Origin of the sequence: Shewanella sp. Isolate7 (assembly GCF_022398425.1) — a bacterium.
In the GTDB taxonomy this organism is placed as follows: domain Bacteria; phylum Pseudomonadota; class Gammaproteobacteria; order Enterobacterales; family Shewanellaceae; genus Shewanella.
The window spans coordinates 39,925-66,134 of sequence record NZ_JAKEVJ010000043.1 but is presented as its reverse complement, the minus strand read 5'-3'; the positions used below and the strand labels follow the sequence as shown (position 1 = coordinate 66,134).

At 54.2% G+C, this 26,210-nt stretch carries 23 protein-coding genes and 4 pseudogenes; 17 read left to right on the top strand and 10 right to left on the bottom strand.

Annotated elements, in window-relative coordinates:
• Positions 1 to 110 precede the first annotated feature (110 nt).
• Positions 111 to 349: pseudogene (locus L1D47_RS12415) on the top strand (DDE-type integrase/transposase/recombinase); the annotation flags it as partial.
• 12 nt (positions 350 to 361) lie between these two features.
• Here the strand turns inward: L1D47_RS12415 and L1D47_RS12410 are convergent.
• Together L1D47_RS12410 and L1D47_RS12405 are read right to left on the bottom strand one after the other, a co-directional pair.
• Positions 362 to 2,230, bottom strand: coding sequence for an ABC transporter transmembrane domain-containing protein (locus L1D47_RS12410; protein WP_239885210.1), 1,869 nt, complete (start codon positions 2,228 to 2,230; stop codon positions 362 to 364).
• A gap of 109 nt (positions 2,231 to 2,339) precedes the next feature.
• Positions 2,340 to 3,650 carry a short-chain fatty acid transporter gene (locus L1D47_RS12405; RefSeq protein ID WP_239885208.1) on the bottom strand — a complete coding sequence of 437 codons (1,311 nt, stop codon included), beginning with the start codon at positions 3,648 to 3,650 and terminating at the stop codon, positions 2,340 to 2,342.
• Between the two features lie 187 nt (positions 3,651 to 3,837).
• Here L1D47_RS12405 and L1D47_RS12400 point away from each other — a divergent pair, with 187 nt between their 5' ends.
• Entirely contained in the window at positions 3,838 to 4,161 is a 324-nt protein-coding gene (locus L1D47_RS12400; protein WP_239885206.1) for a DUF2956 domain-containing protein, read from the top strand.
• A 34-nt stretch (positions 4,162 to 4,195) separates the two neighbouring features.
• Here L1D47_RS12400 and L1D47_RS12395 read toward each other — a convergent pair whose 3' ends face one another.
• The gene (locus tag L1D47_RS12395) at positions 4,196 to 4,495 is read right to left on the bottom strand and encodes a winged helix-turn-helix domain-containing protein (RefSeq protein ID WP_239885204.1); all 300 of its coding nucleotides are present in this window, start codon (positions 4,493 to 4,495) and stop codon (positions 4,196 to 4,198) included.
• 145 nt (positions 4,496 to 4,640) lie between these two features.
• Here L1D47_RS12395 and L1D47_RS12390 point away from each other — a divergent pair, with 145 nt between their 5' ends.
• The 4 genes from L1D47_RS12390 to L1D47_RS12375 are packed head-to-tail and all read left to right on the top strand — an operon-like array spanning position 4,641 to position 8,137.
• Entirely contained in the window at positions 4,641 to 5,204 is a 564-nt protein-coding gene (locus L1D47_RS12390; protein WP_052813603.1) for a PH domain-containing protein, read from the top strand.
• A gap of 3 nt (positions 5,205 to 5,207) precedes the next feature.
• Positions 5,208 to 6,758 (top strand): PH domain-containing protein, encoded by a 1,551-nt coding sequence (locus L1D47_RS12385; RefSeq protein ID WP_239885201.1) that lies wholly within the window; start codon positions 5,208 to 5,210, stop codon positions 6,756 to 6,758.
• Positions 6,759 to 6,777: 19 nt separating this feature from the next.
• Positions 6,778 to 7,332, top strand: a complete 555-nt coding sequence (locus L1D47_RS12380; RefSeq protein WP_239885199.1) for a DUF924 family protein — start codon at positions 6,778 to 6,780, stop codon at positions 7,330 to 7,332.
• Between the two features lie 43 nt (positions 7,333 to 7,375).
• A complete protein-coding gene (locus L1D47_RS12375; RefSeq protein ID WP_239885197.1) occupies positions 7,376 to 8,137 on the top strand; it encodes a sulfite exporter TauE/SafE family protein in 762 nt (253 codons plus the stop codon).
• Between the two features lie 21 nt (positions 8,138 to 8,158).
• Here the strand turns inward: L1D47_RS12375 and L1D47_RS12370 are convergent, their stop codons facing one another.
• On the bottom strand, positions 8,159 to 8,548 hold the full coding sequence (locus L1D47_RS12370; RefSeq protein ID WP_239885195.1) for a hypothetical protein: 390 nt from the start codon (positions 8,546 to 8,548) through the stop codon (positions 8,159 to 8,161).
• Positions 8,549 to 8,552: 4 nt separating this feature from the next.
• The gene (locus tag L1D47_RS12365) at positions 8,553 to 9,536 is read right to left on the bottom strand and encodes a zinc metalloprotease (RefSeq protein WP_239885193.1); all 984 of its coding nucleotides are present in this window, start codon (positions 9,534 to 9,536) and stop codon (positions 8,553 to 8,555) included.
• Between the two features lie 270 nt (positions 9,537 to 9,806).
• On the opposite strand from L1D47_RS12365, the pseudogene L1D47_RS12360 reads away from it, so the two are divergent.
• A pseudogene (locus tag L1D47_RS12360) lies at positions 9,807 to 11,978 on the top strand (TonB-dependent siderophore receptor).
• A gap of 101 nt (positions 11,979 to 12,079) precedes the next feature.
• Here the strand turns inward: L1D47_RS12360 and L1D47_RS12355 are convergent.
• The gene (locus L1D47_RS12355) at positions 12,080 to 13,120 is read right to left on the bottom strand and encodes an alkene reductase (protein ID WP_239885192.1); all 1,041 of its coding nucleotides are present in this window, start codon (positions 13,118 to 13,120) and stop codon (positions 12,080 to 12,082) included.
• A gap of 132 nt (positions 13,121 to 13,252) precedes the next feature.
• Between L1D47_RS12355 and L1D47_RS12350 the strand changes: the two genes are divergently transcribed.
• A complete protein-coding gene (locus tag L1D47_RS12350) occupies positions 13,253 to 13,831 on the top strand; it encodes a TetR/AcrR family transcriptional regulator (protein ID WP_239885190.1) in 579 nt (192 codons plus the stop codon).
• Positions 13,832 to 13,937: 106 nt separating this feature from the next.
• Here the strand turns inward: L1D47_RS12350 and L1D47_RS12345 are convergent, their stop codons facing one another.
• From L1D47_RS12345 to L1D47_RS12335, 3 genes are all read right to left on the bottom strand, one after another.
• Entirely contained in the window at positions 13,938 to 14,381 is a 444-nt protein-coding gene (locus L1D47_RS12345) for a universal stress protein (RefSeq protein ID WP_041508557.1), read from the bottom strand.
• Positions 14,382 to 14,481: 100 nt separating this feature from the next.
• Positions 14,482 to 14,913, bottom strand: a complete 432-nt coding sequence (locus L1D47_RS12340) for a universal stress protein (protein WP_239885188.1) — start codon at positions 14,911 to 14,913, stop codon at positions 14,482 to 14,484.
• A gap of 402 nt (positions 14,914 to 15,315) precedes the next feature.
• Positions 15,316 to 15,693: an STAS/SEC14 domain-containing protein gene (locus L1D47_RS12335; RefSeq protein ID WP_041508555.1), complete on the bottom strand. Its 378-nt coding sequence runs from the start codon at positions 15,691 to 15,693 to the stop codon at positions 15,316 to 15,318.
• Positions 15,694 to 16,105: 412 nt separating this feature from the next.
• Here L1D47_RS12335 and L1D47_RS12330 point away from each other — a divergent pair, with 412 nt between their 5' ends.
• On the top strand, positions 16,106 to 17,530 hold the full coding sequence (locus L1D47_RS12330) for a coniferyl aldehyde dehydrogenase (RefSeq protein ID WP_239885186.1): 1,425 nt from the start codon (positions 16,106 to 16,108) through the stop codon (positions 17,528 to 17,530).
• A 12-nt stretch (positions 17,531 to 17,542) separates the two neighbouring features.
• Positions 17,543 to 18,127, top strand: a complete 585-nt coding sequence (locus tag L1D47_RS12325) for a TetR/AcrR family transcriptional regulator (protein WP_239885184.1) — start codon at positions 17,543 to 17,545, stop codon at positions 18,125 to 18,127.
• A 1-nt stretch (position 18,128) separates the two neighbouring features.
• Here the strand turns inward: L1D47_RS12325 and L1D47_RS12320 are convergent, their stop codons facing one another.
• On the bottom strand, positions 18,129 to 19,010 hold the full coding sequence (locus tag L1D47_RS12320) for a LysR family transcriptional regulator (protein ID WP_041508553.1): 882 nt from the start codon (positions 19,008 to 19,010) through the stop codon (positions 18,129 to 18,131).
• Between the two features lie 110 nt (positions 19,011 to 19,120).
• On the opposite strand from L1D47_RS12320, the gene L1D47_RS12315 reads away from it, so the two are divergent.
• The 7 genes and pseudogenes from L1D47_RS12315 to L1D47_RS12285 all read left to right on the top strand — a co-directional run bounded on the left by L1D47_RS12315 (position 19,121) and on the right by L1D47_RS12285 (position 26,179).
• Positions 19,121 to 19,792, top strand: coding sequence for a type 1 glutamine amidotransferase domain-containing protein (locus L1D47_RS12315; protein WP_239885182.1), 672 nt, complete (start codon positions 19,121 to 19,123; stop codon positions 19,790 to 19,792).
• Between the two features lie 132 nt (positions 19,793 to 19,924).
• Positions 19,925 to 21,091 carry a membrane dipeptidase gene (locus L1D47_RS12310; protein ID WP_239885180.1) on the top strand — a complete coding sequence of 389 codons (1,167 nt, stop codon included), beginning with the start codon at positions 19,925 to 19,927 and terminating at the stop codon, positions 21,089 to 21,091.
• Positions 21,092 to 21,529: 438 nt separating this feature from the next.
• Positions 21,530 to 21,709: pseudogene (locus tag L1D47_RS12305) on the top strand (IS5/IS1182 family transposase); the annotation flags it as partial.
• Positions 21,710 to 21,774: 65 nt separating this feature from the next.
• Positions 21,775 to 22,323 carry an IS5 family transposase gene (locus tag L1D47_RS12300; RefSeq protein ID WP_345778768.1) on the top strand — a complete coding sequence of 183 codons (549 nt, stop codon included), beginning with the start codon at positions 21,775 to 21,777 and terminating at the stop codon, positions 22,321 to 22,323.
• A pseudogene (locus tag L1D47_RS12295) lies at positions 22,278 to 22,901 on the top strand (IS5-like element ISVch9 family transposase); the annotation flags it as partial. The gene L1D47_RS12300 and the pseudogene L1D47_RS12295, both read left to right, overlap by 46 nt.
• A 468-nt stretch (positions 22,902 to 23,369) precedes the next feature.
• Complete coding sequence (locus tag L1D47_RS12290; protein ID WP_239885177.1) at positions 23,370 to 25,034, top strand: phosphoethanolamine--lipid A transferase; 1,665 nt, start codon at positions 23,370 to 23,372, stop codon at positions 25,032 to 25,034.
• Positions 25,035 to 25,150: 116 nt separating this feature from the next.
• On the top strand, positions 25,151 to 26,179 hold the full coding sequence (locus tag L1D47_RS12285) for a GGDEF domain-containing protein (RefSeq protein WP_239885175.1): 1,029 nt from the start codon (positions 25,151 to 25,153) through the stop codon (positions 26,177 to 26,179).
• Positions 26,180 to 26,210 lie beyond the last annotated feature (31 nt).

Sequence of the window (26,210 nt, the reverse complement as noted above, 5' to 3'; positions counted from 1 at the left end):
TTCTAACTGTAGTGGCAAAAAAGATCAACAGACCATAATACACCTAATAATTCGGCAAATTCGTTTGACTGCAAAATTTTATGGGTTAATAACTTTTTAATAATGTCAGTGATAACACTTACCTAATGACGAATGAAGGTTAGCTGTATCTAGCGGTGATTATTGATTTTTATTCCCGAACGCCAGTCTCCTAGTCAATAAGTGAACGAATAGTCTTAACGTTAGTGTGTGATGCGTTGAAAATGACGCAGTTTCGCCGAGGTCGCCTAAAGGGGTTATTCTGCATAGTAATATAAGAAGCCAATACTGCTCGCACACCTACCGTAACTTAACTGAACTAATACAACTTAACTGAAGAGTATCAATCATTCACTTGCAAATGACTCTCCTCGCTCAGTAGCTGTAAACTGGCAAATTCACGATAAAGGCTGCTGCTCTGCATCAGCTCGCCATGGGTACCGCTGGCCACCAGCTCTCCCTTATCCATCACCAGGATACGGTCGGCGTTGAGCACTGTGGCCAGGCGATGGGCGATGATCAGCGTGGTTCGTCCCTGCATCAAGACATCCAGGGCCTGTTTCACCTTCTGTTCGCTCACCGCATCCAGTGCGCTGGTTGCCTCGTCGAGCAGCAATACCGGCCTGTCTGCCAGTATCGCCCGGGCGATGGCGATACGCTGCTTCTGTCCGCCCGACAGGCGCACGCCGCGCTCACCCAGATAGGTCTGATAGCCCTCGCTAAAGTCAGAAATAAACTCGTCGGCGCGGGCGGCGACACAGGCCGCCTGCACCTCCTCCAGGCTGGCGTCGGGGCGACCGTAACGCACATTCTCCAGCACGCTGGTGGCGAAGATCACCGACTCCTGGGGTACCAGGGCATATTGTTGACGTAGCAGCTGCGGACTCAGACTGGCGATGTCGATACCATCTAAGGCAATCACCCCGCTGTCTAGCACATAGAAGCGCTGCAAAAGCTCGAACAGGGTACTCTTGCCCGCACCGCTGGCGCCCACCAATGCCACCCGCTCACCGGGGCGAATATGCAGGCTAAGACCGCGAATCACCTCATTTTGCCCCTCATTCTGTGCCTCAAGGCGGTCAACCTTGTCATCTTGAGCGCCTTCCTGATTTGCCAGGGTGCGATAACTGAAACGCACCTGCTTGAGGCTCAGTTCGCCGCGTACCTTGCTCGGCAGGCTTAGCGGCCTTGCCGCAACTGGAATATCGATAGGCGTCTCCACCAGCTCTATCAGTCGCTCTGTGGCACCGGCGGCGCGCTGGATTTCACCTATCACCTCGCTGATGGTCGCCACGGCACCTGCCACCATCACGGCGTAGAACATGAAGGCGGATAGTTCACCCGGCGTGATCGCCCCAGCCATCACATCCTTGGCGCCCACCCAGGTGATCAGGGCGATGGCCAAGATACTGAGAAACATCACCAGAGAGATGAGTATCGCCCGGTACTTGATGCGTCCCCTGGCCGCCTCCATCACCGCCTCGACCCGCTCGAAGAACAGCTGCCTGTCGCGATCCTCGTGGCAGTAGGCCTGCACCGTATGGATCTCGTGCAGTGACTCATCCACATAGGCCCCCAGATCCCCGACCCTGTCTTGGCTTTTACGCGACAGCTCGCGCACCTTACGGCCAAAGAAGAAGATAGGCCCGAGCACCAGGGGCACGGCGAGCAGCACCAGGGCGGTCAGCTTAAGGCTGGTGATCGCCATCATCACCAGACCACCGACGACTGTGACGCTGGCCCGCAGCGCCATGGAGAGACTGGAGCCCACCACAGATTGCAACAGGGTGGCATCGGCGGTGAAGCGGGAGATCACCTCCCCGGTGCGCAGCCTGGTGTAGAACCCAGGCGAGAGCTTAAGCAGATGGTCATACACCTTAAGGCGAATATCGGCGCTTACCCGCTCCCCCAGCCAAGTCATCAGATAGAAGCGGCAGAAGATGGCCGAACTACTCAGCGCGGTGATGCCTATCACCAACAAGATGATCTCGTTGAGGCGCTCGCTATTTTCCCTGAGGAAACCTTCGTCCACCATGAGGCGTACCCCCTGGCCCAGCGACAGCCAGGCGAGGGAGCCGATAAACAGAAACACTATGGCGGCGATCACCTTGCCACGATAGGGACGCAGGAAACTGCCGATCCAGGGCAAAACCGACCGCTTAGGGCTGGGTTTCCTGTGCTGAGGTACGGCGGGAGAGAGAGATTGAGACAAGCTGGCATTCCTTTTAGTCAGCGCGCGACACTTGGCTGACAGAATAACAAAACCCGCCGGGAAAAGCGGGTTTTGTTTGTCACCTCATTCTGCTTTAACAGAGCGCTGACTAGAACCAGGTCAGGCCTATGCTGATCACTATGCCTGTGATGATCAGCTGCATCAGGCAGAAGCCCATGATGTCCCGCGCCTTGAGGCCGGCGATCGCCAGCACGGGCAGAGCCCAGAAGGGTTGGATGAGATTGGTCCAGGCATCGCCCCAGGCCACCGCCATGGCGATACGCGCCACATCTGCGCCCAGCGCCTCGGCCGCCGGTAACATGATGGGGGCCTGCACCGCCCACTGGCCCCCCCCCGAGGGTACGAAGATATTAACGATACCGGCGCTGATAAAGCTCCAGAACGGTAGGGTCTCGGCGCTGGCGATGGCCACGAAGCCTGAGGAGATGCTCTGTGCCAGGCCAGACTGCACCATGAGCGCCATGATCCCCGCATAGAAGGGGAACTGGATCACTATGCCGGCACCGCCCTTAATCGCCTCATTGAGGCTGGTCAGCAGGCTGCGGGGCGTCTGATGCAATATGATGGCGAGAAACAGGAACAGGTAGTTGACGATATTCAGGTTGAGCTTGCCCCCAGAGGCGAAGAAGTATTGCCCCAGATATACCAGGCCGGCACCACCCACGGCCCAGGCCAGCAACCGGCTGTTTTCCAGGTAATCCGCCGGGCGGGTGACAGCCTCTGTCTTGACCTCGGGCTCAGCTAACTTTTCCTTATCGACATAGATGCTCTCCTCCTGGCTCGGCAGCATGAAGCGATTAACCAAGGGGATGAGCACGAAGAGGATCGCCACCAGCGCCAGGTTAAATCCGGCGAAGATAGTCGTGTCCGTAGGGATAATGCCTATCTTATCTTCGGCAAAATGCCCCTTGGTGGCTATGGTCAGGGGAATCGAACCCGCCAGGCCGCCGTGCCAGACCACGAAGCCCGAATAGGCACTGGCCACCAAGAGTCGATAATCCACCTTCACCTGACGCGCCAACGCCTTGGCAAACAGGGCGCCCACCACTAGGCCGAAGCCCCAGTTGATCCAGCTGGCCAGCAGCGACACTAGCGTCACCAGGATGATCGCCTGGGACGCACTCTTGGCCAGGGCGGCGATACCATCTAACAGGCGCTTAATGGGCGGCGAACTGGCCAGCATATAACCGGCCACCAGCACCAGCAGCATCTGCATGGAGAAACTCAGCAGGGCCCAGAAACCTTGGCCCCAGTAGGTAACCAGTTGCAAGGGGCTCTGCTGCTCCACCAGCATTGCGGCAATGAATACCAGCAGGGTGAGGAGTAACACGAAAATATAGGGGTCGGGCAGATAGCGGTCGACCAACTTGACCAGAGGTTTTGCGGCCTTATTGAGCATGATCTTGTCCTTGATAGCAGGGTATTATTATTGATTGAATTTGCCACAGACAGGTTAAGCGATAACTTAACTAAATCATACCCATACTATGGTATAGGGGCGAAGGCTATACCAGCAAACAAGGTCCATAACCCTGGCGGCCGACTCATGTTATAGTGAGGCCATCATTCATCAGCTTAATGACCTTATGGCGCAGCAGATCTCCAACGAAACCAAAGATGAGGCGATGAAAATTGCCAAGGCCACCCAGAAACCCGGGCAAACCAAGGAACAGACCAAGCTTATCGCCCAGGGGATAGAGAAAGGGATCGCCGAATATAAGAAGCGCCAGAAGAGTAAGGCCAGAGACAGGGATAAGCAGCGTAAACAAGTCTTGAAGGAAAAGCAGCGTCAACCCATCGAACAACAGAGTGAGTCGCGCCAAGAGACGCCGACCAGCCGCAAGCTGCCCTGGCTGCTACTGGCCCTCAGCTGGTTAGGCTTTATCGGCTTCTACCTGCTAAATAACTAAACCTCTCAGATTCGCACTATTCAATACCGCAAAACTATCGGCTAGGCGTTAACGACTGGGCGATGGTCTCGATATGGCTCGCTACCCAGGCCTTATCGATAGGCCCCCAGTCATTGAGGCGATAGTAACCGGCATTATGGCGCTCGCCGTCCTGCACGAAGGTGCAGGTAATGCCGATATCCCCCATGGCGGCAATCGCATCTTGCAGGGTGCGGCGCGGCATAGAGGTGGCCTTGTTCAACGACAGTAAGTTGTGTTGCTCACCGTCGATCATATGGGCCAGGTAGAGCTTTCTCAGGAAGGCGATTTTCTGCTTAGATAACTCGGCGATCAAGACATCCTCTCTTCTCTAACTTGTTATCACGATTATTTTTTATACTCTTGTAACATAAAAGATTCATCTCATACAGACGCAAATGGCTGACAGCCAAAGGAAAGATGTTATAGTCAGTCAATTGCCAACTTTAGCGGGATGACAAATGGAAGATGTGACTCCTCAAGCTTCGGCCTCGATGCAGGCCCGGCATAGGCTGGAGCAGCCGGATTGGATCAGCATAGACGAAGTGCCTCTGACCCCCTTGGAACGGGCCTATCTGCATCAGGTGCAGATAGAGAATCTGCTGATCTTCACGCCGCTGCTCATCATTGCGCCCCTGGCCGCCATACTACTCAACCTGCCCGGCAGCCTGATCATCGCCCTGGTGACTCTGCTGCTTGTCCTGGCGGGCGTTGTTAGCTACGGCCGTTATCGCTACGCCCTCTCTTTCGCCTATGGCGTATTCGACCACGAGTTCATCATGCAGAAGGGATTGATTTGGCATAAGAAGATCGCCCTACCCTATACCCGCTTACAACATGTCAGCCTGTCTCAGGGACCGCTGGAGCGCTATTTTCGTCAGCACACCCTCAAGTGTTTCAGTGCCGGCAGTGGTAGCGCCGAGATCAGCCTGCCCGGTCTGGGCGATGACACGGCGGAGCCACTGCGCAAGCACCTGTTAGCCAAGGCCTCCCAAAAACAAGCCCCCGGCGAAGATGAGGCATAGCCCATGAGTATGCGCTTCGCCCAATGGGCGAGCCTGTCTCCCTGGTCAATAGTCAGCTTCAGCGTTGGCAGCCTGAAACAGATACTCACCAATGGTTATGCCCTGATCCCCCTGGTCTATACCGGCTGGCAGCAGGGCTTTAATTCTCCCTGGGTGCTACTGGTCGGCCTTGGGGTTATTCTTATCACACTCACCTATGCCAGCCTGCAGTGGGCCAGATACAGATACCGGCTCAGTGATGCCAAGCTGGGGATACGCCAGGGGCTAGTGTTTAAACGCGCGCACGAGATCCCACTCAATAAGATCCAAAACGTGCGGCTGGAGCAGCCCCTCTACTTTCGCCCCCTAGGTCTCTACAGCCTGGTGGTGGAAACGGCTGGCTCCAAGCAAGATGAGGCAGTGCTGGCGGCGGTTAACTACCGTCAGGCCATGTTACTCAAGAAACAGCTATTTCCGTCTCAAGCAATTAAAGGCGACAGCGAATCAATTGAGGGGCACAATGAGGCGGTTCAGGCTGACCGTCAGACCATAGCGGCCAACACCGACCAATCGGGACGCCGCAGCGAAGGCCTGGTGGTCGCCAAAGATCTCAAGGCGCTTTTGATCTTCGGCCTCTATCAGAACAACCTCATCTGGCTGTCACTGATCTCGGGCTCCATCATAGGCCAGGTAGACTGGGAATCGCTTGGGCAGAACAGCCTGGTACAAGGGGTCTGGCACTGGTATCAAGCCAACGTCGCCACCGGGCTTGTCTATCAGATCCTGGCGGTACTGGCCGCATTGGCGCTACTCGCCCTGCTGCTCTCGTTAATCTCCATCGCCTCGGCCGTGCTTAAGTATTATCCCTATCGCCTCAGCCTGCGCCAGGGCACGCTACACAGAACCGGCGGCATACTGGCCAAGCAACAAGATGCCTTGCGCCTACACAGGGTACAGCTGGTACGCTTCGAACAGCCCACCATAGGCCGGCTAATCGGCCGCTGGACGGTGCATTTTGAACAGGTGAAGGGCAATGAGATTGAGCAGCTGAGCAAGCGTCACCTGTTGATCCCCAGCATGACCCAAGCTGAGATCCCACAGGCCCTCAAGCGATTAGATAACTTGGCCGCCAGGGCCAATGCCTTACCCACAGGTTATCAGGGGATAGATATCGGCTGGTTTTGGCGGCGCGCCGCCCTGCTGATGCTGCTCCCCATAATGATAACCTCAATCGTCGGCATCAACCCCTTCACCGAACTCCTTGCCGGCTTCACCTTGGTGGCACTTGTCGGCCTCTATCTCAACTATCGACAGTGGGGCTATCAGCTGGAGGGCGACGACTGCTGGATCCACACAGGCGCTCTGGGACAAACCTGGCGGCTGGTGCCTCTGAGTAAGACTCAGGATATCTGTATATCACAGACACCGGGTCAGAGGCGTAAGTCATTGGCTAACCTGCACTTAGGCCTAGCTTCAGGCCCCTTAGTGATCCCCTACATTCCCCTGAAAGAGGCTAGATTGATCGCCGAAACCGCGTTAAATTTGACCAGGCAAGATCCGAAAAACTGGATATAGCTGGAGATAAGGAGCAGAGATGAACAGGATAGCCCACACGCCAGACGAGATTATTCGCTTCTGGTTCGAAGAGATCGAACCTAAGGCCTGGTTTATCAAAGATCTCGCCTTCGACCAGACAATAGCCCGCCGCTTCGGCAACCTAGTCACCCAGGCAAAACAGGGCGAACTCTATCACTGGCGCACCACACCACAGGGACGCCTGGCGGAGATCATCCTACTGGATCAGTTTAGCCGTAACATCTACCGGGATACGCCCGAGGCCTTCGCCGCCGATCCCATGGCCTTGGCCCTGGCTCAGGAGGCCGTAGCGGCCGGTATCGATAAGCAACTGCAACCTAAGCAGGTGCCCTTTCTCTACATGCCCTACATGCACAGCGAATCCCGGGCGATCCACGAGGTGGCATTGATCCTCTTTAACCGCGAGGGCGCCGAGAATAACCTGGCGTTCGAGCAGCGACACAAGGCGATTATCGACCGTTTCGGCCGCTATCCCCATCGCAATGCGATTCTGGGGCGCAAGTCCACCGACGAGGAGCTGGCGTTTCTCGCCGAACCTGGCTCGAGTTTCTAACTTATCCAGCGAGTCATTCCCCATTAGGGCGTAAGGAGTACCCATGGAGATCACCCTCACCCACGGCCTGCTGCTGGTCGTCACCGGCTTCTTGGCTGGCATCATCAACACCCTGGCCGGCGGCGGCTCTAACCTTACCCTGCCAGCCCTGATGGTCATGGGCATGCCCGCCGAGGTGGCCAATGCCACCAATCGAGTCGGGGTGACGGTGCAATCGATCACCGCCATGCTGGGCTTTCACAAACATGGCAAGCTAGATACGGATGACAAGGGGCCGATTCTGGTGCCGACCATACTCGGCGGCTTCATAGGTGCGGGCCTGGCCGCCTACGCCCCCAGCACGCTGATAAAACCCCTACTGCTGGGCACCATGCTGCTGATGGCGCTCATCATCCTGGTGCGTCCCGCCATCATAGCCCCCGAGCTGGGCACCCCGGTCAACAGAGTCAAAGACACGCCCAAGTCCTGGTTCTGGCTGACCCTGGCCGGGATTTATGGCGGCTTCGTGCAGGCGGGAGTGGGATTCGTCTTGCTTGCCGCCCTGGCGGGCAGCCTAAGATATGATCTGGTCAGGGCAAATGCCCTCAAGGTGTTCTGTACGCTGTTTTTCACCCTGGCCTCCCTGCTTATCTTTATAAAGGAAGATCTGATCCTCTGGGTTCCCGGACTCATATTGGCGGCAGGTACCATGGTGGGCGCCCACCTAGCGGTCAAGCTGGCCATCAAGGTCAGCCCCAAGGTATTGAAGTGGTTTCTGTTTCTGATGACGCTGTGCGGCAGTGTCGCCGCCATGCTCAGCGATTAAATCGGGGCAGGAAAGCTCGGCTCACTCGAGCCAGTCGATCATGAAGCTGATGGCGCCGGCGTTATCGCAGCGCCATACTCTCACCCGCACCGAGGGCCTGAGTGCGCCGGGAGACAGCTCGAGCCGTTTCCAGTCTGGCAGGGTAAATAGCCCGCCATTTAACCGCATCTGCTCAAGACGATAGGCGATATCCAGACGTTCCAGGGTGCCGTCGACGGTGCGAATGCCGAAGGCAATCTGTGTCTCGCTTCTGTGGTAGTTGAACACCTCCCCCTGCCAGGAAGTCAGCTGGTTCCGCTCACAAGGGACAAAATCCGGTGCGCGCAGCCGCTCAGCCAAAGCTGGACTCATCCACAAACAGAGGCCCATGGCGAGACACCATAGGCCCTGTTTCAGCATGAGATTTGTCATGAGGCTAGTTGCTTGGCCAGCGATAGGCACCGCTTAAGATATCGGCACGCTCGGACTGCCCCTGAGTGAACTCGACCATGCAGCTATCATCGGTATAATCCATGAAGTTGTAGATAGGATCGTCACCAACATCGCGCCTGCAGGTATCGCGTCCCGTTGGGCAGCCATAGGCCGCCGAACGCTCGGCCGCAGTATCGGCCACCTGATCTCCACCATTACAGCCCCCCTGGAAGGTATGATACAGGCCCAGCCAGTGACCGACCTCATGGGTGGCCGTATCGCCTTCGTTGTAGGGTGAGGCGGTACCACCAGGCAGAGACTGATTGAGGATCACCACGCCATCATCGCTAGGATTGCTGGCATAGTCTGTGGGAAAGGTCGCCCAGCCGAGCAGGCCACCACCAGGGTTAGAGATATAGATATTAAGCGTGTCGGCGCCACCCTGACGCAGGCTTTGCTTCATAGCACGCTCGGCACTGGTGCCCGGCCCAGCACTGTACCAGGCATCGTTTGTTGTTTTTGTCGTTCCCATTAAGGTAAAGCTGAACTTGGTGTCGAATCCACTGCCACCACCTGCTCCGGAGAAGGCGTTATTAAGCACGCTCATCTGATCATCTATCAGGTCAAATACATCACCGTCACCATTACTGCTCAGGATCAGGTGTACATAAACGGGAATATTGTGGCCAATTGCAGTGTACGGGTCTGTGGAACCACCACCATTACCGCCACCGCCGTTACCGTTGCCATTGCCGTTACCGACACCTTCAGGCTTCTTCAAAGCTTTCAGGTGTTCGTTTAACATGCGCACCTCGAGATCCGAGGGAGTACGGGTGCCGCAGCGCAAGAAGGCTGCATTGCTGTTGGCATGGTCGAAGGCCGGGGTCGAACTCGTCTTAGCCTGCTCCTGGCCCGCCAACGCCTGATCGACCAGGGCACTTGCCGACATCAGTAGCAAACCAGTTATTCTTATTACGCTTCTTCTCATGGGAGCCTCATCTTAAAATCTGATCCAAGTCACATCACTGAGTATAGAAAAAGCCGACGAACTTGCTAACGCAAAGGGCAATGCAGCCACCAGGCTTAAAAATTGACGCTTTCCTTTACATTCGACACAAAAGTAAATGATAACCATTCCCATTTAAAATCCTGCTTAGTTTGTATATCCTTTGTTGCGTTAATTTGGTTGGCGTGCCAAGTCCCCAGCGGCCTTGCACCGCTCCTCACTATTCCTCTTTTGCTAAGATGACGACAGATCATGAAACTTAAGCCTATTTCGCTCGCTATCTTCTGCGCCCTAAGCATGGCGACCATGCCAGGCCACGCAGAAGATCAAAATGCTCAAGCAGACAAAGACAACCAACAGAGTGATCAACAGATCGAGAAGCTCTAGGTTCGCGGCCGCTATGTGCAGGGCTACAATGCCCACTCGGTCGGCGGCGCCTCACGCCTAGACCTGGCCATTATCGATATTCCCCAGTCGGTATCTGTGATCACTGATGCCCAGCTGGACGACTTTCAGCTCAACGACATCAACAGCGCCCTGGACAGTGCCACCGGCATCAATGTCGAACGTATCGAGACAGACCGCACCTATTACACGGCTCGCGGCTTCGACATCACCAACTTCCAGATCGATGGCGTCGGCCTGCCGCTGACCTCTGGCAACAACCATACCGACGAAGATACCGCCATCTATGATCGCATCGAGGTGATCCGCGGTGCTAACGGCCTGATGACGGGCGTGGGCAACCCCTCGGCCACGGTCAACTTTATCCGCAAGCGTCCCACGGCCGACCATCAGCTCAAGCTCCAGGCGAGCTACGGCAGCTTCAACAACGCCAGAATCGAGGCCGACGCCAGCGGCCGCCTCAACGACACCTTTGCCGCCCGAGTGGTAGCGGTGAAACAGCAGAAAGACTCCTACCTCGACCGTTACGAGACAGACAAGAGCGTGCTCTATGCCTTTATCGAGGCTAACCTGAGCGACGACACCAGCCTGTCGGTCAGTCACAGCTACATCAACAACGATGCCACCGGCAATAACTGGGGCGCCCTGCCGCTCTACTACACAGACGGCAGCCCGACCCACTACGACAGATCCACCAACACCTCGGCCAACTGGTCTAACTGGCAAGTGATCAAGCACAATACCGTCGTGGAACTGAGCCATTACTTCGGTGATGACTGGCGCCTGCGTGCCACCTACTCCCACAAGAGCACAGACGAAGACACTGAGCTCTTCTACGTCTACGGTACCCCAGACAGAGAAACCGGCCTGGGCCTCACGGGTTACCGCAGCGAATATGATCTGGATGAGAGCCATGATCTGGTCGATATCTATGTCGACGGTGAAGTCAGCCTGTTTGGCCGCGATCACCAACTGGTGGCCGGGGTAAACTATGCCAAGGTGGACTATATCGACAGCTCGCTGTACGACTACACCACGGGTAATGGCTTCCCGGCCATGCCGGATCTCAACACCTGGGACGGCAACACGCCCAAACCCGTGTTTGCCGATAAGCCTCGTGGCAGCGATGTCGGTGCCAAGCAGCAGGCCGCCTATTTTACCGGTCGATTCAACCTGTTTGACGGCTTCCATTTCATCGCCGGTGGCCGCTTTAACAAGTGGCAGGCCGAAGGGATCTCCTATGCCAAGGTGCAAGATGTAGAAGACAGCCAATTCATTCCCTACCTGGGCGCCGTCTATCGCATCCCCCCAGAACTCGTGGCCTACGCCAGCTATACCGAGACCTTCAAGTCGCAAATCGAGAAAGATATCGACGACAACCTGCTGGCCCCAGTAACGGGTGAAAGCAAGGAGATAGGCCTTAAGAGCGAGCTGTTTGACGGCCGCCTGATCGCCAGCCTGGCCTACTTCGACGTTCAGCAGGTCAACCTGGCGGTGCCGGATCCCCGCACCGCCGCTCTGCCGCCAAGCGATCAACGCTACATAGGGGCCGATGGCATCAACAGCAAGGGCTATGAGTTAGAAGTAGCCGGTGAGGTGTTCGATGGCCTCAACCTGAGCCTGGGCTTCACCGACTTCGACATAGATGGCGATGACGAGAACGCCGCGAAGGTGGCTGCCTATACGCCGAGTCGCCTGCTCAAGTTTGCCGCCACCTATGATGTAGCCGCCATTGAGGGCCTCTCGGTGGGCACGAACATGCGTTGGCAGGATGATATCTACCGCAATCAGGGGGTGGTCGGCGAGGGATTCGACAATGCGGGCGAGGCGATCGTCACCCGCCAGGATGCCTACGCCATCGTCGATCTTATGGCCCGCTATCGGTTTAACGACAACCTTCAGTTGAGCCTCAACGCCAACAACGTGACCGACGAGAAATACCTCAACAGTCTCTATTGGGCCCAGGCCTTCTATGGCGCGCCGGCGAACTACAGCGCCACCCTGAGCTGGAAGATCTGATCTAAGTCCATCAACAAAAGGGCTTAAGAAAAGCGCACTAAAAAGGGCATGTCGCCTAAGCGATATGCCCTTTTTGTTGTTTAACTGATATACCCGCCGACTTAAACCAACTCGGCCAACATCTCATCGGAGTAAGTCACCAGCGGCTGTCTGTCGCGTACCCTAACCACATAGTCTGGGTTGGCGATAAAGGGACGACCTATCGCCAGCAGATCGAATCGGCCATCGGCAATGGCCTGTGCCCCTGTCTCGGCGCTGTAACTGCCTACCCCCACCAGGGTCTGGCTGTAATGGGCGCGCACATAGTCCGACACTCGCCCGTCGAGATAGTCGAATGTCAGAGCATCGTCGAAGATCCCCACGTGCAGGTAGGCTAACTGGCGCGACTCCAGCTGTTTTAAGAAGTAGTCGAACACGGCGCGATCTCGGCTATCACCCTGCATATTGACATAAGCACCCGGCGACACCCGCAGCGCGGTGCGATCCTGGCCGATACGCTCAATGATGGCATCCACCACGGCCAGCGGGAAGCGCGCCATATTCTCCGGCGTGCCGCCAAATTCATCATCGCGACGGTTACTGTCATGATGCAGGAACTGATCGATAAGGTAGGCATTGGCGCCATGGATCTCGACGCCGTCGAAACCGGCATCGATTGCATTGGCCGCCGCCTGGGAATAGTCGGCCACCAGCTGTGCTATCTCCTCACAGGTCAAGGCCTTAGGAATCTCATAGGCCAGCTCGCGCTGACGCGGTACCGTGCCTTCAATCTTTACCGCCGACGGCGCCACGATCTGTCCACCGAAGAAGTGAGAATGCGCCACCCGGCCCGTATGCCACAGCTGGGCGAAGATCTTGCCGCCCTTGGCATGTACCGCGCTGGTTACCTTCTGCCAGCCCTGGATCTGCTCTGGGGTAAACAGGCCCGGAGTATTGGGGTAGCCCTGACCGTCGGGGCGAATGATCACCGCCTCCGAGATGATAAGCCCGGCATCGGCACGGCGAGCATAGTAGTCAGCCATCGCTTGGGTTGGCACCAGATCATCGTCGGCCTGACAACGAGTAAGTGGCGCCATCAAAATCTTGTTGTTAAGGGTAATACTGGCGTTAAGCGCATAAGGCTGAAACAGATCGGCTGTCATAATCGGCTCTCTATCTTGAATGAGCATTCAAGATACTCCCAGGCGAAAAATGATTCAAGATCTTTTTTGAACGTACATTCAAAATTAAGTACAATCTCATTTACCACCCAAGCAAACAGCGACAAGAGCAAGATGCGCAACGCCGAATTTGATCGCCAACAGGTACTGAGACAGGCCATGAATGCCTTTATCGACAAGGGCTACGCCAAGACCAGTATGCAAGATCTCACCAAGGCCACAGGGTTACACCCTGGCTCCATCTACTGCGCCTTCGACAACAAGCGTGGCCTGTTGCTGGCGGTAATTGAACAGTATGGGCAAGACAGACGAGCCGAACTGGCCGCCTGCTTCGGCTCGCCCCTCCCCTTCCCTGAACAGCTCAAACAGTATCTGGCCGGCGTAGTCGATGAATGTCAGTGCCAAGGCACACCTAAGGCCTGCCTGCTGACTAAGGCGCTCAATGAGGTGGCACAACAGGATGAGGTGATTGAGAGTGCCATCAAGCAGCAGCTAGAAGACTGGCAGCAGCTGCTTGCGGCGCAATTTAGCTCGGCAGTCGATAAGGGAGAACTCCAGGGGGACCCTGAACACCTGGCTCGCTATTTCATCATGGGCGTCTATGGGCTGAGAACCTTTGCCCATACCAAGCCGGCGCCAGAGGTATTGCACGCCCTGGCGGCTCAGCTTCATCAGGATACCTGCCGACGCTAAGGCCTTAGCCAATTTGTGTAGAATCACTAGCCTGCACTGGCTCTGACCTATATTAAGCACCCTCAAACTGCTATAAAACAAACAGAGAAGGTCAACAGGCACTAGGCTATTTCACGACCATCACGGGGCACTTGGCCTTGTTGGCCAGCTCCTCGGCCACGCTCGGGTTCAGCAGGTGAGACAGCCCAGTATGACCATGACTGGCGACCACTATCATACCCACATCGTACTCTTCCGCATCGAGCAGTATCTGGCCCAACACGCCACCGGTCCGTACCTCGCTGTGCACCTTGAGATGGGGTGGCATCTTAATCTGCGCATCCCTGACAATCTCACCCAACTTACCGTTGGCATAGGCATGCAGATGCTGCTCCAGCTCATCCTGACTCTCAACCACTATCCCATAGTTATGGGCGCCGTAGGGTTCACTCACCACATGAACGATACGCAGATCCACGCCATATAGCGTCGCCATCTCGATGGCATAACTCAAGGCATGTGATGCCGTCTCGGAAAAATCCGTTGGGCATAATATTTGACGGGTACGCATATTCACCTCCTCAAATCAGGCGCTCGTCTCCCTCTGTCACAGACACGACAACCAGGCTGCACCCTCAGCCATCGGCCGAAGGCCAGCTTAGAAACCAGCACTATTTGACGACAAGCACTGGGCACTTGGCGCGGTTCGTCACCGCCTCTGCCACATTGGTATGCAGAAAATGAGACAAACCTTTACGGCCATGGCTGGCGATCACTACCATGCCGACATTACTCTCTTCGGCCTCGGCTAAGATCTCTGTGGTGGGATCGCCACGACGTATCATGGTCTCGATAGGTAACTTGCTATCGAGCTTGGCCAGCAAGGACTTCATCTTCTCGGCGGCGGCATCTTCCATCGACTGGGCAAGCTCTTCCGGCGTGATGGCGAGGATCTGAAAGTTCTCATCCCCCATCGGCTGCTCGGCCACATGGAGTAAGCGAAATCCCACCTGATACAGATTGGCCATCTCGATGGCGTAAGACAGGGCATGGGAAGCCGTTTCAGAAAAATCTGTCGGGCACAAAATTTGACCACTTCTCATCTGTTACTCCTTAAGGACCTATTACGCTTTCAGGTTTATTTTCTGTTCTCTCTAGACACATTTCGCCGACCACGCGAGCCATTTAGAGGCCCCTTCTAAGCAGCCCTTGTAGGACATTTCTCCTGCGTTATCACAGATTGGCGTAGCAAAATAACCTCACTGACTCCGCCTTTAATTAAACGCCTACAAACTACCTCAAAAACAAACAGGAAAGGCCAACAGGCCCCAACGCTATCGGCATTCTCTTTTTACTTAAGCATAGCGGATAAAATTGACACAGGCTTGACAGAAATCGCTTATATTGCAGGCCCTTCTCGTCATCTATTCCCGTTGGTAACAGGGCTTGGCAAGATGCTGTAAGCAGCCTCAGCTTCCACTGCATATGCCCCCCGCGATAAGCCATCAACACAGCCACTCGAGCGCGTCGCGTTTATCCTCGAAAAACCTGAACTCGCCCGGAGTGAACCAGTTAGCGACCCGGGTCGCCCACTGCTGCAGATCGCCAGCGCCTATGATGGCCACCCGCTTAAACTCCTTACCATGTTTCAATCCCAGCTTAAGGTCATCCCAGACGGCGTGCAGCGACAGGCCATCGAGCTCTGTGATATCGATGAGGGCCACGATTTCGGGCGCCTCTATACCCGCCAGGGCCGACTCCAGCAGGGGCGTCATCTGCTGATAATCTTCGTGGGTTAACTTGCCAACGGCCTTGAAGGCCAGGTAAAAATTCTCCTGACTGCGCTCTATGCCTATGGCGATACCATGCAGGTTTATGCTCATATCAAGCTCCTCTAATCCAGCCTAAAAGTGCCTTCTTCATTTTAGATTTCCAGCCCTTTCACCCGCTTGATCAAGATCACACTTTTCGCCGTCATCGAACAATATTTGACCCGAGCGATTTAACCCTCTAACATTGGACCGACTAATCAGTCGGTTTTTTTTGTAATTTCCCATCCTTCACCACCTCAGGAGGCTTGAAGGCAGATAAAGCAGAGGCGCCTAGCGCCCTAACGAGTAATAGCAATCACGGTCAGTATGTGATCAGAAACAGCGCAGCAAAAAACCTTGAGAACCAAGCAGGATTTTTAGGTAAGTAGTTATTCTGCAATCAAAAATACTCATACAGTTATCGAGTGTTTTAGCAAGCTAGCATGATCAATTATTTATTACGATTGGTATAAGGATAAGCACCATGAATATGCCCGCCAACCTCGATATCGGCCAAGGCCTCAACCAACTGCTGGCGAAACAGAAGGCCAGCTTCAGAGCCCAGGGCGCCCCCTCGCGGCAGGCGCGTGAGGCACAGCTTATCGCCCTCAAACAGGCGCTGCTAAGTCATCAAGAGGCAATAGTCTCGGCACTCAATGCCGACTATGGCCACAGATCAACTGATGACAGCCGTATCTCAGACATCATGCCCTGTGTCAACAACATCAACTACACGTTGAAGAAGCTTAAAGGCTGGATGAAGCCGAGCCGACGTCACGCCGGCATACTGCTGGCGCCCGCCAAGGTACAGGTGCAGTATCAGCCCCTGGGTGTGGTCGGCATCATAGTGCCGTGGAACTTTCCCGTGATGCTCTCCATCGGCCCCCTCATCACAGCGCTGGCCGCCGGTAACCGCACCATGCTCAAGCTGTCTGAATTCACCCCAGAGACCAACAAGGCACTCAAGCAGATGTTGGCCGAGATTTTCGACGAGACCCAGGTGGCCGTAGTCGAGGGTGAGGCCGAGGTCGCCGCCGCCTTCTCGGCGCAGCCCTTCGATCACCTGCTGTTTACCGGCTCCACTACGGTTGGCCGCCATGTGATGCGCGCCGCCGCCGACAACCTCACCCCGGTCACCCTGGAGCTCGGTGGCAAGTCACCGGTGATCATCGCCCCGGATATGCCGCTGGATACCGCCGTGGAGCGTATGATCTACGGCAAGTGCCTCAACGCCGGACAGATCTGTGTCGCCCCCGACTATGTGCTGCTCCCCAAGGGGCAGAGCGAGGCCTTCGTGCAGGCCTTCATCAGACGCTTCAAGCAGATGTATGGTGAGATAGGTCAGAACCCGGACTACGGCGCCATCATCAACCTACGCCAGTTCGACCGCCTGCAGGCGGTACTGCAAGATGCCATCGAACTCGGCGCCAGGGTCACCCCCACCAGCGGCGAAACCATGGCGCCCGGCAGCCGCAAACTGCCGGTGCAGCTGATAACCGGGGTAAACGAACAGATGCGGGTGATGCAGGAGGAGATCTTCGGCCCACTGCTGCCCATCATAGAATATGACAGCCTGGAGTCGGCTATAGAGTATGTAAACGATCGCCCTCGTCCGCTTGCGCTCTACATCATGAGCTTCGATACAGATACCCAAGAGCGACTACTCAACCAGACCCACTCGGGCGGTGTCTGCATCAACGATACCGTATTTCATGTGGCAGCGGACGATGCGCCATTTGGCGGCATAGGCCCTTCGGGCATGGGTCACTACCATGGCAGAGAGGGCTTCCTCACCTTTAGCCACGCCAAGACCATACTAAGCCGCGGCAAGCTGAACACGGGCAAGCTGGTGCACCCACCCTATGGCACAGCCATACAGCGTATGCTGATGAAGCTATTTTTACGCTAAGGGTCGCCGCAGATGACAGCCGGTAGCAAACGCACCAAGAAACAGGCCATCCTGGATACCGCCCTACAACTCTTCGTCAGTCAGGGCTTTCATGGCACCAGCACCGCCACCATAGCACGGGAGGCGGGGGTAGCAACTGGCACCCTGTTTCACCACTTCCCCTCAAAGGAGCAGCTGCTTGAGCAGCTGTTTCTCAGCGTCAAGCAGGAGTTTGCCGACGCGATACAATCTGCGGTAAATAAACGTGGCGATCTCAAGCAAGATGCCGAGCAACTCTGGATTGCCGCGCTCAGTTGGGCCATAGACAACCCGATGAAACAGGCCTTTTTTCAGCTCTATTCTATGTCGCCAACAGTCGAGCAGTCGGTACGCGATCAGGCGATGCACAGCATCTTAGGTTTCATCGGCGCGCTCATCCGCCAGGGCCAGGCGCAAGGCTTGCTGGCCGATTTCCCCCAGGATCTGATGCTGGACAACTGTCACGGCCAGTACCTGGCCGCCACCCGCTACTTCGCCGATCATCCCGAGCGCTGGCAGCAAGAGCATGAACGCAGCGCCAGCTTCGCCCTGTTTTGGAATGCGATGGCGGTGCGGTGAATCACTCCTGCCAATCGGCAAAGTGTGCTAACAGATGGTCAATAGCCATCCGCGCCCGCATCGGCAAGAAACGACGATTTTGATAGACAATCCAGCTGGTGATCCCCCGATTCCAGTATGAGGACAATACAGGTACCAGACTGCCCTTGGCTAGCGGCACAATAAAGCTACTCTTGGGCAGGTAGGCGATACCCAGGTGTTGCTCTGCCGCCGCAATCACGGCAGGCACATTATTACTGCGCCAACGTCCCTCGACCTTGATGCTCAGCTCGCCATCCCCTTGCTGGAACAGCCAGTGATCATTGTTCGAGATGATGCAGCTATGCAGTCTAAGATCCTGCGGCGTCTTGGGAATACCAAACTCAGCCAGATACTGAGGACTGGCCACGGCCATCATGTCTCGATTCGCCAGCTTACGCGCCACCAGCCCCGAATCTTTAAGCGCCCCAAAACGAATGGCGAAATCGATACCGTCTTCGACAAAATTGACCATACGACTATTGAAGTCCATCTCTATCGTCAACGCTGGATGCTGCCTTGCAAAGTCAATCAATACCGGCGCAATATACTGCTCAGCAAAGGCACCTGCGGCACTGACTCTCAGCGTACCGCTTAGCTGCAACTGCTGCTGGGTCACCTCCTCATTCGCTTGCCTAAGTCCCACCAACAGATTCTGACACTGACGATAATAGCCCTGCCCGGCCTGAGTCAGACTGACACTGCGCGTAGTACGCGCAAACAGGGCGCAGCCCAAACGCGCCTCGAGTCTTGCCACCTGACGACTGACATGACTGGTAGAAAGTCCCAGTTGACGAGCCGCCGCAGAGAAACCGTTAGACTCGGCAACCGCTATAAATTCGACAATACCCTCAAAGCTGTCCATGAATCACCATTATTGCTATATAACAATATTAATTTGCCATTAAGCAGGATTATCGCCACACAAGGGAAGGATTACAATGAGTCCACTTTCAGTAACAGAGACATTGCATCATGAAAAAAGTACTTATCTATTTGACAAACCACGCGACCCTAGGCGGTACCGATGAGGCCAACGGCACCTTTGCCCCTGAACTCACCCACGCCCTGCATGAGCTGTTAGCCGCAGGGTTGGATTATGACCTGGTTTCAATTAACGGCGGCAAGGCACCACTGTATGGCACAGATATCGAAGGCGATGAGATTAACGCCTCTATGCTGCAAGACGCCGCTTTCATCAGCCGGGTCAACAACACCATTCCAGCCTCACAGATCGACATCCAAGAATACGGCGCCATCTACTACCCCGGCGGATTTGGTCTATTGTCAGATTTAGCCCATAACCAAGAGGTTGCTCGTCTCAGTGCGGCGCACTACGAAAATGGCGGCGTCATAGGCGCGGTCTGTCATGGGCCTGCTGGCCTGCTCCCCATCACCTTGAGCACAGGCCAAAAGCTCATTGCCAATAAGTCTGTCACCGGCTTTACCCGCGAAGAAGAAGTCGACTACGGTACTATCGATAAAATCCCCTTCCTGCTCGAAGAAGCCCTCACCCGCAGTGCCAAGCGCTATAACAAGGTGCAACCCTGGAACGCTTTTGTCATCGAGGATGACAGGCTTATCACGGGACAAAACCCCGCCAGTGCAGGCGCAGTCGGTAAGGCCATTGCCGCGCACTTAGCCTAATCCCAGGCAGGCACTCATGGTCACAACGATGGCCATGAGTGTCGCCCAGCGCTCCACGGTTCACTCTTTTGATGTTAGTATCAGCAACTTAATTCATATTAGTTTGCCGGGATCATCATAAGGGAGCGCAATATGCCTGTAGAAATTCAGCGACGTCAGCTACTCAAAGCCTTGGCCGCAGCAGGCTTGTTAACTCAGTTATCGCCCCTGAATGGCTGGGCAAAAACCGCAGGGAAGCCCCTCTATATCGATGGCCTCTCTTTTCTGCCCGAAGATTTAGCCGATCTTCACGCCTCAAAGCTCGATGCCTATCTGTGTGATATCTCCGCCATCGAGGCCATAGAACAGGCCGACGGCACCACCAACTACAAGCGCACCTACAATGCCTGCGTCAAGAGCATCGGCGAGGCCTTAGAGCGGGTCAATGCCAACCCAGACAAGCTGATACTGGGGCGCAGCGCCAAAGATATTCAGACCGCCCACGAAAGCGGCCGCACCGCCGTCTTCTTCCAGATCCAGGGGGCTGACTGCGTCGAGCAGAGCATAGGGCAAGATCTCAACCAGGTGGATGAGTTTTACGAGCGCGGCCTACGGGTACTGCAGCTCACCCACCACTACGGTAACCTATTCAGCGGCGGCGCCCTGGACAACGATGGCAAGCAGGGGCTCGACCTGCCGCTGACACAGGCTGGCCATCAGCTGATCGATAAGCTCAACAGCAAGAAGATGCTGATCGATGTCAGCCACTCCAGCCCTCAATCGGCGCTCGACACGGCCAAGGCCAGCCGCGCCCCGATAGTACAGAGCCACGGCGCCGTGCGCGCCATCGTCAATCACGCCCGCTGCTCACCCGATGCGGTGATTAAGGCTATCGCCGACACCGGCGGCCTGTTCGGCGTCTTCATGATGACCTTCTGGCTCACCACCGATCACACACCCACCACTGAGCACTACCTGGCGCAGCTCAAGCATGTAGTCAAGGTAGGCGGCATAGATGCCGTGGCGATTGCCAACGACTATCCGCTGCGAGGTCATGAAAATCTGCTCAAGCTGGGCAACGACAACGGCGAAGGGGTGAAGCAATATGTCGAGTGGTGGCACAGCCTGCGCGCCCGCGGGGTACTTGGCTTCGACCACGAACCTCGGCACGTGGTGATCCCAGCACTTAACCATATCGAGCGCATGGAGCGCATCGACACCGCCCTATCCCACGCCGGATTTAGCAGCAGCGATCGCGCCAAGATCATGGAGGAGAATTGGCAAAGGGTGTTGACTGAGGTACTAGGCCAGTCCCTCTGACTCAGGCTGATTGCTCTGACCTAGGCTGGTTACTCTGACCTAGGCTGGTTAGCAGCCAGCCTAATGACGCTTTCTTAAAGTTTCCTTTTAGAACATCTACCCGATTTCGTATTTGAAAGGCATGCTTTAACCAAAACAGCATGGTGTATCAATTGCCTGCGGCAGGCTAATGTGCAAACACGCTTTTGGCACGCAGCAAGTCCATCCTTGGATGCTCTGCGAAATCATCCCTGATTTCGAAGGCCAAAAGCGTGTTTACACCGAGTTATTCCATCTCTTCGATTTGACCTTATTGAAAGCTTCAGCATTCTCGAGTGAGGACTATAGTTCTAATAGTGATATTCGTATTAGTATTTCGCTGATTAAAGCTAAGGAAGATGCGAATAAGTCCCTGATGTGAGATCATAGCTACATAGTAAATCACAGCCATTACCGCCCATGAGCCAACAGTTAACTTTTGCCGATAGTGAGTTTTCCAGCAAGCGCCGCCAGACCCGTAAAGAGATTTTCTTATCTCGGATGGACAACCTATTACCATGGACTCAACTGCTGGAAGTGATTGAGCCCTTTTATCCAAAAGCGGGCAATGGTCGTCGTCCGTATCCCCTGGAAACGATGGAAGATGCGAATAAGTCCCTGATGTGAGATCATAGCTACATAGTAAATCACAGCCATTACCGCCCATGAGCCAACAGTTAACTTTTGCCGATAGTGAGTTTTCCAGCAAGCGCCGCCAGACCCGTAAAGAGATTTTCTTATCTCGGATGGACAACCTATTACCATGGACTCAACTGCTGGAAGTGATTGAGCCCTTTTATCCAAAAGCGGGCAATGGTCGTCGTCCGTATCCCCTGGAAACGATGTTCCACATTCACTGTATGCAGCAATGGTACAGTCTGAGTGATGAGGCGATGGAAGATGTGCTTTACGAGATTGCTTCGATGCGTCAGTTTGYACAACTGTCACTGGATAAAGCCATTCCTGACCGCACTACCATTATGAATTTCCGGCACTTGCTGGAAAAACACAAACTCACTCGTAAGTTATTCCAAACGGTCAATCAATGGCTGTCGGATTGCGGTGTGATGATGACGCAAGGAACATTGGTAGATGCCACGATTATTCAAGCACCCAGCTCCACTAAAAATAAAAAGAATGAACGTGACCCGGACATGCATCCACTCGTAAGTTATTCCAAACGGTCAATCAATGGCTGTCGGATTGCGGTGTGATGATGACGCAAGGAACATTGGTAGATGCCACGATTATTCAAGCACCCAGCTCCACTAAAAATAAAAAGAATGAACGTGACCCGGACATGCATCAGACTAAAAAAGGCAATGAATGGCACTTCGGTATGAAAGCTCACATTGGCGTGGATGCAAAGAGTGGCCTCACCCATACGCTGGTGACWACCGCCGCCAATGAACATGACTTGAACCAGTTGAAAAATCTGTTGCATGGCGACGAGGAATTCATCTCTGGTGATGCTGGTTATCAAGGCGCRGAAAAACGCGAAGAGCTGAAAGATACTAATGTGGAATGGCTGATAGCAGAGCGTCCCGGCAAAGTTCGGGCGCTGAAGAAGCATCCCCGCAAGAATAAAACCGCCATCAACATCGAGTATTTAAAAGCCAGCATTCGGGCGAAGGTAGAACACCCGTTTCGGATCATCAAATGTCAGTTCGGCTTTATCAAAGCACGCTATAAAGGGCTGACGAAAAATGACTCACAGTTAGCCATGCTATTCACCTTGGCGAACCTGTTTAAAGTAGACCAGATGTTACGACGACAGCCAAGATCTGTCTGAAATCCGGGAACTGCCTGGAATTAGGTCGAAATTCGGCGTAAAACGGCAGTATGTTGGCCAAAATTGAACASTTAGCGTTCAAAAATCAGGCGGGCCGCTCAAAACCTCGCTCTATACCTAAATTGCAGGACTTGTTCGCAGTTTCCTTAATACTCATGGTTGTTGACATAAGTAGCCCTGCCTGGTGTATGCCCGTAAAAACAATTACATTTGTGTGGCAGGGTGTTGGCTGGTAATATCGTCGCTACATTTTTGCGTCACTGCTATTTTGAAACTCGCCATCCGCTCTGAGTATGACTCGTCTCATGACTAATACTTCATGACTAATGATTCATAACTAATAGCGATTTAGTGCTGAAATCTAAACATGAAGAGTGCAGTGACCAAATGATTAGCAGGCCCTTCGATTGGGCGACTAGGTTAGTTTTTTGAACGTGATTTTTCGTTTATTTACAGAGAGAACACTCAGTGCTGTCACGCGTTAAAACTCTATCGGCGAACCAGTTTACGCTGATCACCGCCTTATTTTATGTTTGTGTGTTTAACATTCCGCTATTCGGTATCGTCCAGCAGGGCATAACGAACCAGGCCGAGGTAAACTACCTCTTCATCGCCACCATACCCTTATTTCTTATCTTCGCGTTAAGTTTCATCTTTTCGCTTTTTACGGTTAAGTACCTGCTCAAGCCGTTTTTTATTATCGTTACGCTGATCTCCTCTAGCGTGTTTTTCGCCGCGCTGCAGTATGGCGTAGTGTTTGATTACGGCATGATCGAAAATACCGTGCAAACCAACAGTGCCGAGGCGTTAACCTATCTCAACTGGTCGTCGATTTTGAACTTTATCCTGACCGGACTGCTGCCGGCGCTGCTGATCTTTAAGGCCGATATTGTTTACAAGCCTTTCGTGAAAGAACTCCTGCATAAAGTCGCCTTCATGTTTGCCATGCTCGCCGGTATCGCGGTGATCGGCTTCTTTTACTATCAAAACTACGTATCCTTCGGTCGCAACAACGATCAGATGAAGCGCTACATAGTGCCCACCTATGCCATAGGTTCGATGATCAAGTATGTGAAGGTAAACTATTTCCAAGAGCCTTTGGTGTATAAGGTCCAGGGCCAAGACGCCAAGAACCTCACTATAGATGAGAACGGCAAGCCTAATTTAGTGGTGGTAGTGGTAGGCGAGACTGCCAGGGCACATAACTATGAATACTATGGCTATGATAAGCCGACCAACGCCCATACCAAGGCCTTTGATATGATCCCCTTTAGAAATACCGAGTCCTGTGGCACGGCCACCGCGGTGTCGCTGCCTTGTATGTTCTCAAGCATGGACAGAGAAGATTATGATGCGCGTCGGGCGCAGGCTCAGGATACAGTTATAGATGTCTTGGACCATGCCGGTGTTTCGCTGGATTGGCTGGATAATGACAGTGGATGTAAGGGAGTGTGCGATCGCGTTAAACACATCAATATCGAACTTAACAGCGATCCGGCGCTTTGTGACGGTCACTATTGCTACGATCAGGTGCTGCTTAACGAACTCGATAAACGCCTTGCGCAAGGGATAGCTCAAGATACGCTTATCGTGCTGCATATCATAGGTTCACATGGCCCGACCTATTATTTGCGTTATCCTGAGGCCCATCGCAAGTTTGTGCCCGATTGTCAGCGTAGCGACATTCAAAATTGTAGCGATGAAGAGCTGATGAATACCTATGACAACACCATCTTATATTCAGACTATATCATCGCCCAGGTGATCTCACGCCTGGAAGCTCAAGAGGATAATGCGGATACCGCCTTGCTGTACCTGTCGGACCACGGCGAGTCGCTAGGAGAGAGTGGCATGTACCTTCATGGCGCGCCCTATGCTATCGCGCCGGATGAGCAGATCAAGATCCCTATGCTGGCCTGGATCTCGCCGGACTTTGCTGTCGAGAACGGACTGGATAAGCAGTGTCTGCGCGATCTTGCGGGTAAGGGCGGTTTTTCACATGATAATCTCTTCTCAAGTCTATTAGGCTTGATGAACGTGTCGACCGAGGTCTACCGCAAGGAGATGGATATGTTTGCAACTTGCCGAACGAAAATAGTGGCTTTGCAACATAAAAACAACAAAAAGAGCTGATAAGGCTTAAGATTTTCGTTATTGTAGAGATTGCGCCTTCATTCATGGTGTTACGCAAATGAAGGCGCCTAATGTGCGCTAGTGTTTCTCTAATAATATCAATGGCGAAAATCTCTATGAATTTGGCTAAACAAATCACTGAAACCGAACTTTCCGCTAAAATTCTTCGTCATGCGGTTCCGCGCATGTCCGAACTCAATATTCCTGTGACCCCAGGTAACTATGCCGTTTGGTATGAGTATTTTCGCGGTGTCAATTTAGATCTCAAACGTGCCATCGACAGCCTAGTAGCGAGTCGTGCCGCTTTTACGGCCGAGGTTAATGCCGGTCTCTATAACAGCTTTATTCGAGAGCAATCGCCAGAGGTGATCGAGAATGTGCAGATTGAGACACAGATCCTGATCAATAACTTTATGACTCGCCTATCCGAGGTGACTGCCGGCACGGCGCAATTTAACTTAAGCCTGACCACTTTCCAGCAGAACATCAGCCAGGACCCAGATCCCCAGACGCTCGAGCGCCTGGTCGACACCCTGGCCGAAGAGGTGTCTCAGGTGGTTACCAGTAATCGCGAGATGGAAGCGAATCTGAAGACGATGAATCAGGAGGTCGCCGCCTTAAAGGCCGAGATGGAAGATCTTAATATCGCAGTGATGACAGATCAGCTGACCTCGCTGCGTAATCGCCGCGCCTTCGACGAAGAGGTACTGGCGCACATCCAGCAATTTAGACGTGAGCAGCGCCTTAGCAGCCTGCTGCTGGTCGACATCGATAATTTTAAGCAGTTCAACGATACCCATGGTCATCTGGTGGGCGATAAGGTACTGGCCTACATAGCCCTCGCATTAAAACAGGGGGTGAAGGGGGACGACTTTGTGGCGCGCTATGGCGGTGAGGAGTTTGTGATCTTGCTGCCTGATACCGACCACTCGGGAGCCATGGTGGTGGCTGAACAACTGCGTTCCCGTATTGCCGAGCGCCATCTGAGCATAGGCAAAGACAACAAGCTTTCCTTAGGGGCGATCACCGTCTCTATCGGCGTGTCGACACTGCGCCAGGACGATGACAGAGAGTCCTATATCGTGCGCGCCGACGAGGCATTATACAGAGCCAAGTCGTCCGGCCGAAATTGCGTAAAAGGTTAGCTTTGTTAACACCTTACGGTTAGCTAATCCC